This window comes from Lacrimispora brassicae (assembly GCF_054772055.1).
The window spans coordinates 84,383-101,401 of the sequence record NZ_BRYH01000057.1 but is presented as its reverse complement, the minus strand read 5'-3'; the positions used below and the strand labels follow the sequence as shown (position 1 = coordinate 101,401).

The following is a 17,019-nucleotide window of genomic DNA, read 5'->3' as shown; positions in this document are numbered from 1 at the left end:
TCCTTATTCTCTTTCCGTAAATTTCTCCACGATTTTAAGAAGAAGCTCCACTACTTTTTCCATGGACTGAACAGGGATGAACTCAAACTTTCCATGGTAATTATAGCCGCCTGTGCAAAGATTGGGACAGGGAAGTCCCTCATAAGACAAACGGGCTCCATCCGTGCCTCCCCTGATAGGGGTTATCTGAGGCTCTATTCCGATTTCCTCCATGGAAGCCTTTGCTATATCGATCAGGTACATGTGAGGCTGGATCTTTTCTTTCATGTTATAGTAACTGTCCTTTAACATAAGCTCCACGGTCCCTGCAGGATAGCGGCTGTTGATATATTCTGCCACCCTCTCCATAAATACCTTTTTCTCTTCAAATTTTTCTTTGTTATGGTCCCTTATAATATAATCCATGCGGGCTTCTTCCACCGTTCCTCTCATGGAATCCAAATGGTAAAACCCTTCATATCCTTCCGTATACATGGGATTTTCAGCAGCCGGAAGCATGTTGTGAAACTCCATGGCAATCAGCAGGGCATTTCTCATTCTTCCTTTGGAAGACCCTGGGTGAATGCTGGAACCGTGCACAAGGACTTTTGCGGAAGCAGCGTTGAAATTCTCATATTCCAGTTCCCCTAAACCGCCGCCGTCTACGGTATAAGCCACATCGGCACCAAAGCCTTTTACATCAAAGAAATCAGCACCTCTTCCAACCTCTTCATCGGGTGTAAAGCCAATGCGGATGATTCCATGGGGAATCTCCTGATGGGTCAGAAGATGTTCTGCCATGGCCATAATCTCGGCAACTCCGGCCTTGTCATCTGCGCCCAGCAGGGTGGTTCCGTCTGTTGTAATAATATCCTGGCCCTTGTACTTTAAAAGATCCGGAAAATCCAAGGGTTTCATGACCAGGCCGGTTTCTTTATTCATGAGAATATCACCGCCGTCATAATTTTTTACAATCTGAGGCTTTACTCCTTCCCCGGAATATGCAGGAGCTGTGTCCATATGAGCAATAAAACCAAGAACAGGAACAGCCTTTTCGGTGGTGGCCGGTATGGTGGCATAAACGTAGCTGTGCTCATCCACCATTACATGTTCCGCCTTCATGGCCTGAAGCTGGGCTGCCAGTTCCCTGGCTAATACCCTTTGCTTTTCCGTACTGGGTACTGCTTCCATATCCTCCTTGGACTGTGTGTCAAAGGATATATACTTTAAAAAATTGTTCAATACTGCTGACATAATAATACCGCCTCTTTTTCTGAAAATTTTATTTTTCCATATTCATAATGGCTTTTATAGCACCTGCACCGGACCATATGGACAGGCCGTAACCGATGGCAAGGTCAAGGAAAAATTCTCCCCACATATCCATTTCGGACATAAGATTTCCAAAATTTGCGAAAACATAGATCAGGGTTTCAAAACTGGCCTCATACTGGAAGTATGCTCTTACCATGGATACTGCATAATCCAGAAGATTGGCCCCTGCTATCATTCCTGCCGTTAATATAAGGCAAAGAACGGCTCCCTTTTTGTCCAGTGAGCCTCCAAGCTTCTCATAGCCGCTTAAAGCAAGCTTCAGCATCACAAATCCGGCAATCCCGGCGATAAATCCTACCTGGCCGATAAATACCCACAATCCTACTCCCAAAAGAGAAGCAAACAGTGCACCGATCACTCCAAGAAAAGGATTAGACGGCTTCAGTTCAAGAGCTGCGGATACCTGAAGGACTGCTTCCGGATCCTCATTTCCTGGATCCATGTAAAATCTTCCCGTCAGAAGACTCTCCGGCAATTCCTCTTTTTTACCTGCAATCTTCTTTTTCACCTGCAGGATCAGCTCCTGGAACGCCTCTTCTTTTACTCTGCCGCTTCTTTTTATAATAGCAAGGGTATGGTGTTCCCCATCTGTGGTTTCCAACCCAAGCCTCTTTTCTGTTGCAGAGGAGGTATCATAAATCCGGTCAATGGCCTCGTATGGGATGATGTCAAACCCTTCCGCATCAGTAACCATATAATCCTCTGTCAAATAAAGGAGTTTTTTCCCATAGGCAAGGGAAAGAGCCACCTGAAGCTGTCCGTCCAGCTTAAGGAGCCTTTCTTCCGGCCATGCTTTTAATGTAGCCCGGCTTTTCTTAAAGCTCCGGCTGTTAAGGTTCCATACCAGAATCAAGGTTCCTGCCAACGCAGCCGTGAATGCGTACAAAAAAACGAGAGAAATCGTTTTCCCGGCATTGGATGCCGGTTTTTTTGTGGTATCCAGATAGTATTCTCCAAAATAGTCCGAAAAATTATCCTCTGTCACAAGTTCTTCGCCCCACATGTCATTGTAGCTTTCTATGGCATAGGTCCGGATATCCTCCTCAATAGGTGCCGACATGCCGTAAAACGTGGCCGGCTCCGGCGATTCCTCGGATTCATCGTACAAATAGGACTGAATCTTTAAATATTCCTCCGGCAGTACTCCATGGACCTGTACGATAAAGGGCAGAAGATTTTCGTCATAAATAAAGTAATAATGATTCGTCTCCTTAAAATCCGAAGCAAACTCCTGGGTCATCATCTGAGCCTTTAAGCTGCTGTAAATATCCTCTCCGTCATACACATGAAATTCCACCGGTTCCACATCAGGTTTCGTGCTTCCTAAAAACTTCATACCCATTCCACCCAGAAAAAAAGAAAAGGCAATAATATACAGGAAAACTACCGGTATCACCCAGCGGTAAAGCCCTGTCATCCGTTTCAATCCCTGGGACATTTGTTTTTTCATACTCATGGTCTCCTTTTATCTCAATTTCCTAATTATACCATAGAGGGGTTAAGCTGTCCATTGCTGTATGTATACAAAAAACGCTGGAAAAGCGGGCAGCCTTTCCAGCATTTACATCATGGTCAACGGTTGGACAGTTCCCTTGTAATATCCTCCCAGGACACTCCTTTGTAAGCCATCAGCACCATCATATGATAAAGAAAATCTGAAATCTCGTATTTCACCTCTTCAGGATTTGGATTCTTGGCGGCGATAACAATTTCCGTAGACTCTTCTCCCAGCTTTTTCAATATCTTGTCAATGCCTTTGTCAAACAGATAATTGGTATAGGAGCCTTCCTTTGGGTTGGTCTTTCTGTCAAGAATCACCTGAAATACTTCTTCAAACACCTTTAAAGGATTGCTATCCTGGTATTCCTTCTTAACCAGATTCTGATAAAAGCAGCTTCTTGCCCCCGTATGGCAGGCAGCCCCGATCTGGTTTACTTTGGCAAGCAGCGTATCGTTGTCACAGTCTAAGGACAATGACTTCACATACTGGTAATGGCCGGAGGTTTCTCCTTTTCGCCAAAGGCTTTTACGGCTTCTGCTGTAATAGGTCATACAGCCGGTCTTTAAAGTCTCCTGAAATGCCTCTTCGTTCATATAGGCCAGCATGAGCACTTCCCCTGTCCTGTAATCCTGGGTGATAACCGGGATCAGCCCGTCCTCATTGAGCTTAAACTGTTGAAAACTCACCGGGCTTTCAAAGGTATCGACTCCGATTCCCAGGGCTTTTAAATCCTGCTTTAAATCCATGCAGTTCACTTCTCCGTCAAAGCTTCCCACCAGGCCTTCCACGTTTTCCATTATAAGGGCAAAGGCAAAAAGCCCCGCATCCTCCCCACAGCTAGTAAGCAGAAAGGTCTCCTCACAGTCTGAGACGGCCTGAAGCTTTTCCTCCGAAATTTCAGCATCACCCAGAATCATGACGGTGGCTCCAAGCTGGGCATATTCCTTGGTCCGCTCCAAATACGAACAGTCCGGAAGATAAGCGTAAATCTTATCGTCTCCGAACCGGTCAGCCGCCTCTTTCATCAAATCTACATTTTCATCCAGGCTCACATTGAGAAACGAAGCTTTTGCCCCTGCGTAAAGATATTTCTTCACATCCTCCAGCCGCCTTACTCTACCCCCTAAAACCACAGGAATATCTGACAGCCTTGCAATTTCCTTCATAAGGCCAATGGTCCGTTCATGGTCGTCTTCCGTTTCTGACAAATCATACAGGAAAAGCTCATCAGCCCCGCTGTCTCCGTAAAAACAGGCCAGGGTCAAAAGATTTTCCTTATAACTTGTCATCCGGTCATCAAGCCTGACCGCTTTTCCTTCCCGGATTCCAAAACCTGCAATTAGTTTTTTATGTTCCATCATCATACCCTCCCCTGATGATCCTGTTTTTCAAAGGCTTCAATGGCTTCCTTCAAATCAATCCTTTTTTCATACAGCGCCTTCCCGATGATTGCGCCACGGACACCTGCCTGGCAAAGCTGTCTCAAATCTTCCATGGAAGACATTCCTCCGGAGGCAATGATATCCATTCCTGTTTCTTCCGTTAGCTTTTTCGTATATTCCACATTGGGTCCGGTCAGCATCCCATCCCTGGAAATGTCCGTGTAGACCACATGGCTGACGCCGTATTCCTTCATCCGGCCGCAAAGCTCTGATGCGGAAATTCCGCTGATCTTTTCCCAACCTTCTACAGCTACCATTCCATCCTTTGCGTCAACCCCTGCCACGATCCGGTCCTGCCCGAACCTTTTCACCATATCCCGGATAAACTTCGGATTCTCTACTGCCTTTGTTCCAATGATCACTCTGGCCACTCCCAGAGAAAGCATGGATTCAACAGCCTCTTCGCTTCGGATGCCGCCGCCTATCTCAATGGGTATGGATACAGTATTCACTATTTTTTTGATCACCTCATTATTCACTGAGCGGCCGGCCAAAGCGCCGTCTAAGTCTACCAGATGAAGAAATGTGGCACCCTGAGACTGCCAGAGGGCTGCTACTTCCTCCGGCCGGCTGGAATAAACGGTGATCTCCTTAAATTCTCCCTGTTTCAAACGGACGCACTGCCCGTTTTTTAAGTCAATTGCTGGATAAAGCTGCATATGGATTCTCCTTTATAATGTTCCCTTTGTGGACAGCACTCCTATGATCCTGGGATCAAGGGATACAGCCTCATTCAGGGCCTTTGCAAAAGCCTTGAAAGTTCCTTCCATCACATGGTGGTTATTCTCTCCCGCCAGTTTTCTGATATGCAGGTTCATTTCAGAAGCATAGGATACGGCATAGAAAAATTCCTTCATCATTTCTGTTTCAAAATCCCCCACCCGTTCCCTGGTAAGCAGGACATCATAGCCTAGATAGGGCCTGCCGGATAAATCAATGGCGCAGAGGATCAATGCTTCATCCATGGGAAGGAGTATGCTGCCGTAGCGCCTGATGGAAGTTTTTTCACCAAGGGCCTGCTTGATAGCCGTTCCCAGGACAATGCCCGTATCTTCAACGGTATGGTGGGTATCCACCTGAAGATCCCCCTTTACCGTCAGGTTTAAGTCAAAAAAACCATGATGGGCAAAGCTGTTTAACATATGATCAAAAAATCCAATGCCTGTATGGATGTCAGCCTTTCCGCTGCCGTCTATGTCAAGGTTCAAACGGATATCTGTCTCACGGGTTACTCGGGAAATGTCTGCACTTCGTCCCATCTTTTGTCCTTCTTTCGTTGCTGATTTGATAAGTTGTAAGATTTGCGGGGGGCTTGTAAAACCTGGGGGGGCTTGTTGGTTAAGTCCGCAGTGGCGCTCGCAAAACCTGCGGTTTTGCGAGCTCACGGGCATTCGCCCTCTGAAATGGGCCATGGCAAGATTTTCTTATGTGCAAGCACAACGAAAATCTTCCCCTGTCCCATTTCCCACTGCTCATTGCTTACGTGGACATTGCTTTCGTGGAAAGCGTACCTTTACGGAATTGGCGTGGGCTGTTAGATGCTCCGCCTCGGCAAAGGCTTCAATATCCTCGTGAATCTCTTCCAAAGCTTCTTTGGAATAATAAATGATGCTGGATTTCTTTATAAAATCATCCGTACTGAGGGCTGAGAAAAATTTAGCCGTACCATTGGTGGGAAGCACGTGGTTTGGTCCGGCAAAATAATCTCCCAAAGGCTCTGAGCTGTATTCTCCAATAAATATGGCGCCTGCATTATGGATCCTGGTCATATCCTCAAAAGGATTTTTGGTGATGATCTCCAAATGCTCGGGAGCGATCTCATTGACTGCTGCAATGGCTTCCTTCATGGTGTCCGCTACCAGAATATAGCCATAATTATCCAGGGATTTTTTAATGATCTCGGTCCGTGACAGTTCTTTTGTAAACGTTTCTACTTCCTCTGACACCCGTTCGGCCAGTTCCATGCTGGTGGTCACCAGAATGGCGGAAGCCAGCTCGTCATGCTCTGCCTGGGACAAAAGATCCGCCGCCACAAAACGGGGATTGGCGCTTTCATCTGCAAGCACCAGAATCTCGCTTGGTCCGGCAATGCTGTCAATGCTCACATGGCCGTAAACTGCCTTTTTCGCCAAAGCTACAAAGATGTTTCCAGGCCCTACGATCTTATTGACCTTTGGGATGGATTCCGTTCCAAAGGCAAGGGCTGCCACTGCCTGGGCTCCCCCCACCTTATAGACCTCCGTAACGCCTGCCAGATGGGCTGCCGTTAAAGTGACCGGATTGACCTTTCCATCCTTTCCCGGAGGAGTTACCATTGCGATTCGGTCCACTCCAGCCACCTCTGCGGGAATGATATTCATAAGAACCGATGACGGATAAGCCGCCTTTCCTCCTGGAACATAAACGCCCACGCTTTCTAAGGCCGTGATCTTCTGGCCCAGGATGGTGCCGTCGGGCTTACTGTCAAACCAACTGTACTGCCTCTGCTTTTCATGGAACTGCCGGATGTTTTTCATGGATTTCCCAAGGATCTCCATGAGCTGGGGATCCACTTCCTTCATGGCTTCCTCAATTTCCTCCTGGGTCACCCTAAGGTTTTTGGGGTTTATGTCCGCCTTATCAAATTCCTTTGTATAGGCAAATACCGCCTTGTCTCCATCCCGTTTTACCGAATTCACGATTTCCTGCACCGTGTCAGCGTAAGTGCCGTAATTATTGGGATCTCTTTTTAACAGATCAGCAAGAATATTCTGTTTGGAAGCTTCGTCCAGTTTTACAATTCTCATCGGTTCTCCTCCTGCAGCAGGGTACGCAGATCATGGATCAGCTTTGTGATTCTGTCGTTCTCCCGTTTCATACTTACCTGGTTCACCACCATGCGGGCGGACAGAGGACAGATCTCCTCTAATACCGTAAGCCCGTTTTCCCTAAGGGTGGTTCCCGTTTCCACAATGTCCACAATGACCTCAGAAAGCCCTACAATGGGCGCCAGCTCAATGGAGCCGTTCAGCTTTATGATCTCAACCGTCTGATGCTTTTTATTGTAAAAATAATCCTTGGCAATGGCCGGATATTTGGTGGCCACGCGGATCCTTTCATGATGTTTTAAAAGTTCTCCTGCCGATGGAGGACCGCAGACGCACATGGCGCAGTTTCCGATCCCTAAGTCCATGACCTCAAAAAGCTTTCTTCCTTCCTCCAGAATGGTATCCTTTCCAACCACTCCAAGATCAGCGGCCCCATACTCCACGTAGGTGGGCACATCGCTGGCCTTTGCAAGGAAGAACCGCACGCCCAGCTCCTCGTTGGTGAAGATCAGCTTCCGGGAATCCTTGTCCTTCATCTCTTCACAGGTGATCCCGATTTTTTCAAACATTTCCATTGACTGTTTCGCCAGCCGCCCCTTTGACAGGGCAAAAGTCAGATATCTCATACGTTCCCCCGATTATTTTAAGTATTCCGACAGCGGTATCTCATCTGTACGGTCCAGAATTAGGTTCATGACCTTTACACAAAAGCCGCTGTGGTCTAAATACAGCAGATTGTTTAAATCCCTGCGCCTTGCGTAGGCCTGATACTCCTCAAGGGAACGGGCCGGATCTTTTCGCTGAAGCTGGACTGCCATACCGGAATCCCGGAAATGGCCGGAAAGACGGATTGCATTTTCCCTGGCCTCCTTCTCATAAAGGATCACGGTATTCACCACAGAAACCTCTGTCTCAATCTTCTGCCTGGAAAGGGCCAGCAAAAGCTCATCCACCGATATTCCGAAACCCACGGCAGGAGAATCCTTTCCAAACTGCTCCAGAAGCTTGTCATACCTGCCGCCGTTGACCACATAGTCCCCGGTCCCATAGGTGTAGGCCTTAAATATAATTCCGGTATAATACTGATATTGGCTCAGCATGCCAAGATCATAGGAAACGTAATCAGAAAGCCCGTAATGCTCAAGGATCCGGTTTACCTCCTCCAGACGCTCAATGGCCCTTAAGGCTCTTGGATTGGAGGTCAGTTCCCTGGCCGCCTGAACCTGCTCTAAAGAGCCGAACAGCTCCGGAAGCCTTAAAAATACCTGTTTTAATTCCTTGGAAATGGGCTGGGCCAAGAGCAGCTCTTCTACACCGAAATAATTCTTATTTTCAATAAGCCCTCTTAAGGCTTCTTCCATTTCCTCATCCATACCGGCCTCTTCCATAAGCCCTTTGAAAAAATCCACTTCCCCTAATTCCACCTGAAATTCCGTCAGCCCTGCCGCCTTTAAAGCCCCGATTACCATAGCCAGGACCTCTGCATCTGCATCTGCGGAATCATCGCCGATAAACTCCACTCCGGTCTGACTGGATTCCTTAAGCCTGCCCTGATAGCTGGAGTTATTGATAAAGGTCCTCTCAATATAGCAAAGACGGATGGGCATGTCCTCGTCCAGAAAATATTTGGCCGCGCATCTGGCTATGGCAGGCGTCTCATCCGGACGCAGCACCAGAGTGTGGTTATCTCTGTCAAAAAACTTAAACATCTCCCTTGCCTTGACACTTCCCCGGGACTCGTTGAAAATATCAAAAAATTCAAAGGTTGGGGTTTCTATGTCCTGATATCCGCACAAATGGAAGACCTTTAGCATCTTCTCCTGCAGGGCAGCCTTTCTCGTACACTCCACTCCATAGATATCCCGGACTCCGTCCGGCGTATGTAACAGTTTATTTGCCATAACAACCTCCGTCTTTTTACTTTGCTTTTCCCTGTTATTGCCCATGTATTTGGGGCAAAAAGGTATACCCGAAGGGTATTTCCATCATAAGCTTTATAAAATCCAGTGAAGAAAAATATTTTCACAACTCATCATTTTATATCACTTTCTTGTGGTAAAGTGATAATTCGATAACGTATAGTCGATTATAGGGGAAAAAGTGGTTCTTGTCAATCTCTTCTATCCAAATCTTTCTGGATCAGCTCCAGGTAGTGTACAAAAATATCCCGAAAGCGCCGGATCCGCCAGGCCTTATCCACCTCCTCATAGGTAAAGCTTTTTCGCCCTCCCTCTTCCATCCGGTTCCAAAACCCTTTCAGATGATCCAATGGTAAATAATACATCTCATCCTTCTGGGTATAGGATAAAATGATAAAGGCAATGCCTCCCTGGCTTTCAAATTCTTCCATAAAGGCCACCTGATGAGGATGAATGTTCTGAAGGGGAAAGGTGCATGCAGAGCATTCCTTTGCGTCAAAGCACACCGGAATCCCCTGTACGGCCCCGATATAGTCTACCGTACTTTTCTGGTCAAAATAAGCCAGGGTGATATGGCGGCTTTCCTTGTCAATGGAAATGGGCGTGATCGGCGTCGGTATTTTCTGGATCAAAGCCAGCCCTTTTTCCCGGTAGCTATCATTACTGCGGTTAATCAGATCCTCAAGGGTGGAGCCTCTTAACCCTCTTGTCTTCCAGGTTCCCATAGTCCTCTCCTACCTCCAATCCTTACATATCTTTGAAAAGGTTTTTGGCAGAGGCGCGAAAAAGTTGCGTCCCGACAAATAAGCAAGAGGCTCCGGCAGCTCAGGGAAGATCACCTGATAGGAGTGAAGGAGCTGGGAATGGATATGGTAAAGCCTCTTGGCTTCTTCATTGACCCTGCCGTCTCCATACTTATAATCTCCTACGATTGGGTGTCCAATGGAAGATAAATGGGCACGGATCTGATGGGTACGTCCAGTGATCAGGGTGATCCTTAAAAGGGTATATCCTTCCTGGTATTGAACCGGTTCATATTCTGTCACAATAGGAACACTCCCGGGAACCGGCTGCTTATGGACCGTTACCTGATTGGAAGCTTCTGATTTTGTCAAATGGCCTGTGATCACCTGCCTGTTTAAAACATGCCCCTTTACCACACACTGGTAATACTTGTGAATGCTCCGCTCCTTAAAGGAGGCAGACATGAGCTGAAGGCCTGCCAAAGACTTTCCTCCCACCACCAGGCCGCTGGTATTCCGGTCCAGACGGTTGCACACAGAAGGCCGGAAGCTCCTTAGCTGCTCTGTGGATAACTGGCCGCTTGAAACCAGGTAATCAATCATGTATTCCACCAGGGATTCATCGGACTCCCTGGCTTTCTGGGAGAGCATGCCAACCGGCTTATTTACCAGAAGAATATGATCATCCTCATATATAATGTTTAAAGACACTTTCCGGACCTCAGGAAGCTTGACCTGGGAAAACTTTCCAATGGTTTCATCGGAAAGAAAAAGCCTGACCTCATCTCCCTGTACAAGCTTTTCCGAACCCTCGCACTTTTTTCCGTTTAAAGTGATATTTTTCTTTCTCATCATCTTGTAGAGAAAACTCTTTTCTGCAAGATTTAAATATTTAGAAAGCAGCTTATCCAAACGCTGTCCTGCTTCATTTTGCGATACGATCAAAGACTGCATGATCTGTCCTTTCTATGACTATTTCTATGACTATTGCCATGAACTTTGGCAGGACCTACCCCGTTCTATCGGGTGTAAAGGGATACCCGCAGGGTATTTCTGTCCTGCCCTTTACATGGACAGGCTTTTTAACAGCCCGGAGGCACGCTCCAAGCTGCCGTCATCCTTATACTCTGTTTCCGGTCTTAAGCCGGAAAGGCAGTTGAAAAACGCCTTTTCATCCAAAAAGTACCTTACCTCCAGCTTAAACTGATGGCTGAGGAACATATCCTTTAAAAAACATTCCGCTTTATCTGCATCCACCTTTTTGGCGGTGCAGCAAACGTAAATGCCGGTGGGATGAACCGCGGCCACATCCACCGGCATGACGGTCTCCCTGGAGGTGATGATCAGATCATAAAGCATTCTGCATTTTCCTTCATAAGAAGAAGCTTTTCTATATAGTTCCTCTGTCATGGTTTTATACCTCCAGGCTGCCAAAAGGGGCGAAGCCCAATTGGCCACCGGAAGCACGGAAAGAATCGCAGTGACTGTCAGAAGGTTTTTCCAGGATGAGCTGTCTCCCATCCCCCGCAGCAAAAGCTGTACCAGGATCAGGGCCGCCCCTGCTAACACCTTCCCAAGTTCTGCCTTTCTATGATAATTACGGTAGCCGTACTGTCCCTTCCTGTATCGTTTCACTTTTGTATCCCTCTTCCTTTTCCAGCTATTTAAACAGCCTTCATAAGCCTCTTCATGAGGCGGAAAATCACGGTGTGAGGCACTGTTTTGCATAAAAGCCGGAAGGCTTTCATGGTGGTTCCGTAGACGGAAACCGGACGGCCCATCATGCTGTCCCGCAAAGCAAGGCGCACCACCTTTTTAGGATCAGCCATTACCATCCGCTTATAAAGAGGGATCTGGCCCGTTGTCTCCGCAATATCGAAAAATTCGGTCCTTACAGGCCCCGGGCAGACCGCTGTCACATAGATCCCCTGCTTTTTCAATTCTTCATTCAGTGCCCTGCTGTAGCTTAACACAAAGGATTTTGTGGCCGCATAAATGGCAAAACCAGGCTGGGGCAGAAAGGAAGCTGCAGAGGAAAACTGTATGATGCGGCTGTTTTCAGACATATAGGGAAGAACCATATGGGTCACAGCACAAAGGGCCCTGCAGTTTAAATCCACCATGCCCATCTCATCTTCTAAATTTACGGTTCCCACCTGGCCGATCTTTCCATAGCCTGCCGAGTTAATCAGCCACTTTACCTCCGGCTTTTCCTTCATCAGGAGATCTTCTAAATCCGTTAACCGGCCTTTATGCGTCAGATCAATGGCAAAGGACCGGACCTTGACCGGAACAAGAGGGGATAATTCCTCCAGCCGTTCCTTTCTCCTGGCAATGGCCCATATTTCTCCAATCCCATTAAAACGGTCAGCAATCTGCATGATAAATTCTCTTCCCATGCCGGAAGATGCGCCTGTTACAATGGCAATCTTCATAATTGATTCCTTCTTTTCTTTAAATTTTGGATTTTATTTTTTTCCTGCTTTTTTATGGACGTTTCTTATGGTCTTTTTCTTTGGTTCCCGGCGGCCTTCTGCTTCTTTGGCTCCTGTTTTCTTTCCGCTGCCATAAGTTTTCCCTGTTTTACTGTCTGAAAAACCTCCCGATGCCCCTGTTCTTGGACGGATCAGACACTTTTTATCATACCCGATCAAATCGGCCCGGCCCGCCAACCGTAATGCCTCGGAAACCAGCTCATAGTTTTTCGGATTCCGATACTGGATCAGGGCTCTTTGCATGGCCTTTTCATGGGGATTGACCGGCACGTACACCTTTTCCATGGTCCGTGGATCATATCCGGTATAATACATGCAGGTGGATATGGTGGAAGGGGTTGGGTAAAAATCCTGGACCTGTTCCGGCATGTATCCCAGATCCCGTAAATATTCCGCAAGCTCAACGGCTTCCAAAAGCCCGGAGCCTGGATGGGAGGACATTAAATAGGGGACCAGATACTGTTTCATACCAAGGCGCCCGTTCATTTCGTTGTATTCCTTTACAAATTGCCGGTATACCTGATTCCGGGGCTTGCCCATTTTTGACAGCACCTTATCTGCCACATGCTCTGGGGCAACCTTAAGCTGTCCGCTGACATGGTACTGGCAAAGCTCCTTTAAGAACTTTTTCCCAGACTCTGCCAGCACATAGTCAAACCGGATGCCGGAGCGGATGAATACCTTTTTCACCTTTGGCAGATTTCTCAGTTTTCTCAGAAGTTCAATATAATCCGTATGGTCCGCTTTTAAATTCCTGCAAGGCTCCGGGAACAGACACTGCCGGTTAGGACAGGCGCCCTTCGTCATCTGTTTGTCACAGGCCGGAGACCGAAAATCCGCAGTCGGCCCTCCTACGTCATGGATGTACCCCTTAAAGTCCGGCTCTTCTGTCAAAAGCCTGGCCTCTTCCAAAAGGGAATTATGGCTTCTGGCCTGTATGATCCTGCCCTGGTGGAAAGTAAGGGCGCAGAAACTGCAGGCTCCAAAACAGCCCCGGTTGCTGATCAGGCTGAATTTAATCTCCCGGATGGCAGGAACTCCCCCAAGATCCTCATAAAAAGGGTGATAATTTCTCATATAGGGAAGGGCGTATACCTCATCCATCTCCTCCATGGAAAGGGGCTTGGCCGGCGGATTCTGGACCACAAACAGATTGTCTTTATAAGGCTCCGCCAGACGCTTTCCTGTAAATGGGTCCGTGTTATTATACTGAATATAATAGCTTTTTGCATATTCCAGTTTATCAGCCTTCATCTTATCAAAGGAAGGAAGGATCAGGGCATCGTATACGGATTCCAGACTGTCTGTCTTATAAACCGTACCGTCTATAAAAGTAATGTCCTTAACGTCAATCCCACTGTTTAAAGCATCCGCAATTTCCACAATGGACTTTTCCCCCATCCCATAAGAGATTAAATCCGCCTGGGAATCAATGAGAATGGAATGCTTTAACCGGTCCGACCAGTAATCATAATGGGCCAGACGCCTTAGGCTGGCTTCAATGCCGCCGATGATAACAGGCGTCTTTTTGTATGCGGACCGGATCAGATTACAGTAAACAGTGACCGCATAATCAGGGCGCTTTCCCATGACTCCTCCCGGCGTATAGGAATCCTGCTGTCTGCGCTTTTTCGAAACAGAATAATGATTCACCATGGAATCCATGTTGCCGCCGGAAACCAGGAATCCAAGACGGGGTTCCCCTAAAACCTGAATGCTGGCCCGGTCCTTCCAGTCCGGCTGGGATATGATGCCCACCTTATATCCATGGGCCTCCAAAAGGCGGCTGATGATGGCATGACCAAAGGATGGATGATCCACATAGGCATCGCCGGTGACATAGATAAAGTCACATTGCCTCCACCCCCTGATATTCATATCAGACCGGCTCATGGGAAGATAATCGTGCATCATGATTTTTCTACCTTTCTTTTTAGGATCTGGTGGTAGTCGTATATAAAGTAGTCGGCCAACTGCCGTTTTTCCTCTTCCATCTCTCTGGAAAATTCATCATCAATGGCACAGACCGTCATTCCTGCCCGCTTTCCGGCCATAATCCCGGCAGGGACATCTTCAAAGACCAGGCAATGACCAGGAGATACGGAAAGCTCCCCTGCTACCTTTAAATAAATATCAGGTGCAGGCTTCCCGGCGGTTACCTCACAGGAAGTAGCCACTACCTGAAAATATTGCCCGATATTTAAAGAATCAATCACCGCATCCACCATCTGCCTGCCGTTACTGGTAGCAATTCCTGCTTTTAATCCCATTTCAGCAATATATTTGAGAAATTCACCTGCTCCCGGCTTTAACCAAACCTCATTCCGGTATTTTTCAATGGACATTTCCGTCCACACGGCCTTGATCTCCTCCAGGGATTCCTTCAGCCTGAAACGCTCCTTAAAATAAAAAGCGGTTTCCGAAAAGCTCATCCCTTCGATTTCCTTTTGTAAGTCCTCCGGGCATGCAAATCCTCTGCTGCCAAGAAATTCTATATCAATGGATTTCCACATCCACATGGAATCAACCAGTGTCCCATCCAGATCAAAAATCACTGCTTTCTTTTCCTCTAACATCCTCTGCTTTTGTCTTCCTTTCGAATTTTTAAACTCCGGATCTCTTCTTCTGAAAGCGGGCGGTATTCTCCCGGCTTTAAGGCCTCATCAAGGATAAGGCTTCCCATAGACATCCGTTTTAAGTATATCACACAGCACCCAAGCGTTTCAAACATCCGTTTCACCTGATGGAATTTTCCTTCCCGTATGGTCAGGCAAATTTCAGAAGGCGATTCTTCCCTTCCCGGTTTCAGCACTTCCAGAAGGGCTGGCTGGGTTGGCGTTCCATCAGAAAGCACCAGCCCTTCCTCCAACTGCTTCTTGGCGTCAGACGGAAGCTCTCCCTCGATCCGGGCGAAATAAACCTTATCCACATGCTTTTTCGGAGACAGAAGCTGATGAGCCAGATCTCCGTCATTGGTGATGAGAAGAAGCCCTTCCGTATCAATATCCAGCCGTCCTACAGGGAACAAATCATCCCGTTTCCGTGACTTAATAAGGCTGATCACGGTTTCATAACGGGAATCCTCAGTGGCGGATACCACGCCCTGAGGCTTGTTCAGCATATAATATTCATAACGGACATAGGACACCAAACGTCCATCCACCGACACCTGATTCTGTTCCGGCTGGATCTTGCGCTCTGCCCTTTTCTCTGGTATCCCGTCTACCAAAATCCGGCCTTTTCTGGCCATTTCCTTTATCTGGCTCCTGGTACCTTCTCCCATTTCTGCTAAATATTTATCAAGCCTTAGTTCCTTCATTATTGCCACCGCCATCCCGGATAGTATTTGTTCTTCAATGAAGCTCCGTTTCCCTTGGCAAAGCCAAGAGGGAAGCCTTCCACGCACACAAGGCACCAGCCTTTGAAAGGGCCCTCCTCTTCCTTTAAAGAAATGGTTTCCCCTTTTAGATAACGGATCACCCTTTCATCCTGCTTTTCCCAGGAAATAGTCTGTTTAAACTCTTCCGGCTTTAAAACCATGGCAAAGGCCTGTCCCGGTTCAAAGCGTCCCTTCTTCATCTCTCCCAGCAAAAGTCCGGTCCTTAGGTAACGCAGGCCGCCTGCAATCTCGGGAAAGTATTCCGGCAGGTAGTAAACCATATCATTCTTTATCCAGATGCGGGAACGCTCCAGAGGCTTTGAAACCATGGAAAGGAAATCAGAAAGTTCCTCAGGAAGAGGGGGCTGTTTCCTTGTCTCATATTCCCGGGCCTCATGGCCTGATTGGGATCCTTTCTTTTTCAGCAGAGCCATAAAATGGCCTTCTCCCCTGATCTTGTGAGGAAAGAGGCGGAGGCAGCCCAAAAGGCCGATCCCGCCGCTGGCCCCTTCAAAAAGGGGAAGGCTGATCAGCTCCATTTCTTCATGGAGTTTAAGAGTCCTGTTGATGATATCTTCATTTTCACAGACTGAAAAGGTACAGGTGGAGTATAAAAGAAGTCCGCCGGGAGTCAGCATGTCTACCGCCTGATCCATAATTTCCCTTTGGATCCCGGCATAGTATTCCGGCCCGTGTTCTTCATAGCTCTTCACCATATCCCCATCCTTGCGGAACATCCCTTCTCCTGAGCATGGGGCGTCAACCAGTATTTTATCAAAAAATTCACCGAAGGCTTCCTTCAATTTCTTTGGTTCCTCACTGGTGACACAAATATTCCCGATTCCCCACAATTCCAGGTTCTTAAGCAAAGCCTTTGCCCTGGAATTGCTGATGTCATTAGACACTAAAAGTCCTTTTCCTTCCAGCTTTGCCCCCAGCTCCGTGCTTTTCCCTCCAGGCGCTGCGCACAGGTCAAGAACCTTGTCTCCCGGAACTACGGGCAGAAGGCTTGCCGGCGTCATGGCGCTGGGTTCCTGGAGATAGCAAAGCCCGGCATAATAATAAGGATCTTTGGCCGGACGTTCTTCTCCTTCATAGTAAAAACCGTTATGGATCCAGGGAACCGGTTTCAGCTTAAGGGTTGTCATTTTTACAAATTTTTCCGGGGTTGTTTTAAGAGTATTGACGCGCAGCCCATAAAGCCGTTCCTCTTCAAAGGTTTTTAGGTACGCCTCAAACTCCTCTTCCCCCAACAAATCTTTCATCCTGTTTAAAAATTCTTCTGAAATCTTCTGTTCTTTCACGTTGTCGCTCCCATCTTACATCAAGGCCGTTGGATTGGCCTTTGGCTCGCCTATGTAAGCAATCTTAATATAGCTTGTGGAAATTTGCAAGGCAAGTTTCCATAAAAGGCCGGCT

The 17,019-nt window shown here is 47.4% G+C and carries 16 protein-coding genes; all 16 read right to left on the bottom strand.

All coding sequences use genetic code 11. From position 1 onward, the window contains the following. Positions 1-3: 3 nt before the first annotated feature. Positions 4-1,233 carry a peptidase T gene (gene pepT / locus ACYVD3_RS25560; RefSeq protein WP_460645318.1) on the bottom strand — a complete coding sequence of 410 codons (1,230 nt, stop codon included), beginning with the start codon at positions 1,231-1,233 and terminating at the stop codon, positions 4-6. A 28-nt stretch (positions 1,234-1,261) separates the two neighbouring features. After that, entirely contained in the window at positions 1,262-2,764 is a 1,503-nt protein-coding gene (locus ACYVD3_RS25555) for a hypothetical protein (protein ID WP_460645317.1), read from the bottom strand. A gap of 122 nt (positions 2,765-2,886) precedes the next feature. Further along, the gene (gene hisIE, locus ACYVD3_RS25550; protein ID WP_460645370.1) at positions 2,887-4,176 is read right to left on the bottom strand and encodes a bifunctional phosphoribosyl-AMP cyclohydrolase/phosphoribosyl-ATP diphosphatase HisIE; all 1,290 of its coding nucleotides are present in this window, start codon (positions 4,174-4,176) and stop codon (positions 2,887-2,889) included. Continuing rightward, positions 4,176-4,916 carry a 1-(5-phosphoribosyl)-5-[(5-phosphoribosylamino)methylideneamino]imidazole-4-carboxamide isomerase gene (hisA, locus tag ACYVD3_RS25545; protein ID WP_460645316.1) on the bottom strand — a complete coding sequence of 247 codons (741 nt, stop codon included), beginning with the start codon at positions 4,914-4,916 and terminating at the stop codon, positions 4,176-4,178. The genes hisIE and hisA overlap by 1 nt, the downstream gene beginning before the upstream one ends. Positions 4,917-4,928: 12 nt before the next feature. Beyond that, positions 4,929-5,516, bottom strand: a complete 588-nt coding sequence (gene hisB, locus ACYVD3_RS25540) for an imidazoleglycerol-phosphate dehydratase HisB (protein WP_460645315.1) — start codon at positions 5,514-5,516, stop codon at positions 4,929-4,931. A 213-nt stretch (positions 5,517-5,729) separates the two neighbouring features. Beyond that, positions 5,730-7,043 (bottom strand): histidinol dehydrogenase, encoded by a 1,314-nt coding sequence (hisD, locus tag ACYVD3_RS25535; RefSeq protein WP_460645314.1) that lies wholly within the window; start codon positions 7,041-7,043, stop codon positions 5,730-5,732. After that, on the bottom strand, positions 7,040-7,690 hold the full coding sequence (hisG, locus tag ACYVD3_RS25530; protein WP_460645313.1) for an ATP phosphoribosyltransferase: 651 nt from the start codon (positions 7,688-7,690) through the stop codon (positions 7,040-7,042). The genes hisD and hisG overlap by 4 nt, the downstream gene beginning before the upstream one ends. A gap of 12 nt (positions 7,691-7,702) precedes the next feature. After that, positions 7,703-8,965, bottom strand: coding sequence for an ATP phosphoribosyltransferase regulatory subunit (gene hisZ / locus ACYVD3_RS25525; protein ID WP_460645312.1), 1,263 nt, complete (start codon positions 8,963-8,965; stop codon positions 7,703-7,705). Positions 8,966-9,174: 209 nt separating this feature from the next. Next, positions 9,175-9,708, bottom strand: coding sequence for a Holliday junction resolvase RecU (locus tag ACYVD3_RS25520; protein ID WP_460645311.1), 534 nt, complete (start codon positions 9,706-9,708; stop codon positions 9,175-9,177). 9 nt (positions 9,709-9,717) lie between these two features. Next, positions 9,718-10,680, bottom strand: coding sequence for an RluA family pseudouridine synthase (locus tag ACYVD3_RS25515; protein ID WP_460645310.1), 963 nt, complete (start codon positions 10,678-10,680; stop codon positions 9,718-9,720). A 111-nt stretch (positions 10,681-10,791) separates the two neighbouring features. Next, the gene (locus ACYVD3_RS25510; RefSeq protein ID WP_460645309.1) at positions 10,792-11,361 is read right to left on the bottom strand and encodes an O-linked GlcNAc transferase-like protein; all 570 of its coding nucleotides are present in this window, start codon (positions 11,359-11,361) and stop codon (positions 10,792-10,794) included. Between the two features lie 29 nt (positions 11,362-11,390). Further along, positions 11,391-12,161 carry an SDR family NAD(P)-dependent oxidoreductase gene (locus ACYVD3_RS25505; RefSeq protein WP_460645308.1) on the bottom strand — a complete coding sequence of 257 codons (771 nt, stop codon included), beginning with the start codon at positions 12,159-12,161 and terminating at the stop codon, positions 11,391-11,393. 33 nt (positions 12,162-12,194) lie between these two features. After that, positions 12,195-14,135, bottom strand: coding sequence for a YgiQ family radical SAM protein (locus ACYVD3_RS25500; RefSeq protein ID WP_460645307.1), 1,941 nt, complete (start codon positions 14,133-14,135; stop codon positions 12,195-12,197). Continuing rightward, positions 14,132-14,797 carry an HAD family hydrolase gene (locus tag ACYVD3_RS25495; protein WP_460645306.1) on the bottom strand — a complete coding sequence of 222 codons (666 nt, stop codon included), beginning with the start codon at positions 14,795-14,797 and terminating at the stop codon, positions 14,132-14,134. Before ACYVD3_RS25495 ends, ACYVD3_RS25500 begins: the two co-directional genes overlap by 4 nt. Continuing rightward, positions 14,791-15,540: a pseudouridine synthase gene (locus tag ACYVD3_RS25490; protein WP_460645305.1), complete on the bottom strand. Its 750-nt coding sequence runs from the start codon at positions 15,538-15,540 to the stop codon at positions 14,791-14,793. The genes ACYVD3_RS25495 and ACYVD3_RS25490 overlap by 7 nt, the downstream gene beginning before the upstream one ends. Then, positions 15,540-16,904, bottom strand: a complete 1,365-nt coding sequence (locus tag ACYVD3_RS25485) for an RsmB/NOP family class I SAM-dependent RNA methyltransferase (RefSeq protein WP_460645304.1) — start codon at positions 16,902-16,904, stop codon at positions 15,540-15,542. The genes ACYVD3_RS25490 and ACYVD3_RS25485 overlap by 1 nt, the downstream gene beginning before the upstream one ends. Positions 16,905-17,019: the final 115 nt, after the last annotated feature.

Bases quoted from the DNA above. Each gene is read 5' to 3' on its own strand.
- ACYVD3_RS25515 (WP_460645310.1), bottom strand. From the start codon at position 10,680: ATGCAGTCTTTGATCGTATCGCAAAATGAAGCAGGACAGCGTTTGGAT.
- hisIE (WP_460645370.1), bottom strand. From the start codon at position 4,176: ATGATGGAACATAAAAAACTAATTGCAGGTTTTGGAATCCGGGAAGGA.
- hisG (WP_460645313.1), bottom strand. From the start codon at position 7,690: ATGAGATATCTGACTTTTGCCCTGTCAAAGGGGCGGCTGGCGAAACAG.
- hisD (WP_460645314.1), bottom strand. From the start codon at position 7,043: ATGAGAATTGTAAAACTGGACGAAGCTTCCAAACAGAATATTCTTGCT.
- ACYVD3_RS25500 (WP_460645307.1), bottom strand. From the start codon at position 14,135: ATGATGCACGATTATCTTCCCATGAGCCGGTCTGATATGAATATCAGG.
- hisA (WP_460645316.1), bottom strand. From the start codon at position 4,916: ATGCAGCTTTATCCAGCAATTGACTTAAAAAACGGGCAGTGCGTCCGT.
- ACYVD3_RS25520 (WP_460645311.1), bottom strand. From the start codon at position 9,708: ATGGGAACCTGGAAGACAAGAGGGTTAAGAGGCTCCACCCTTGAGGAT.
- ACYVD3_RS25490 (WP_460645305.1), bottom strand. From the start codon at position 15,540: ATGAAGGAACTAAGGCTTGATAAATATTTAGCAGAAATGGGAGAAGGT.
- hisZ (WP_460645312.1), bottom strand. From the start codon at position 8,965: ATGGCAAATAAACTGTTACATACGCCGGACGGAGTCCGGGATATCTAT.
- ACYVD3_RS25495 (WP_460645306.1), bottom strand. From the start codon at position 14,797: ATGTTAGAGGAAAAGAAAGCAGTGATTTTTGATCTGGATGGGACACTG.
- hisB (WP_460645315.1), bottom strand. From the start codon at position 5,516: ATGGGACGAAGTGCAGACATTTCCCGAGTAACCCGTGAGACAGATATC.
- ACYVD3_RS25505 (WP_460645308.1), bottom strand. From the start codon at position 12,161: ATGAAGATTGCCATTGTAACAGGCGCATCTTCCGGCATGGGAAGAGAA.
- pepT (WP_460645318.1), bottom strand. From the start codon at position 1,233: ATGTCAGCAGTATTGAACAATTTTTTAAAGTATATATCCTTTGACACA.
- ACYVD3_RS25555 (WP_460645317.1), bottom strand. From the start codon at position 2,764: ATGAAAAAACAAATGTCCCAGGGATTGAAACGGATGACAGGGCTTTAC.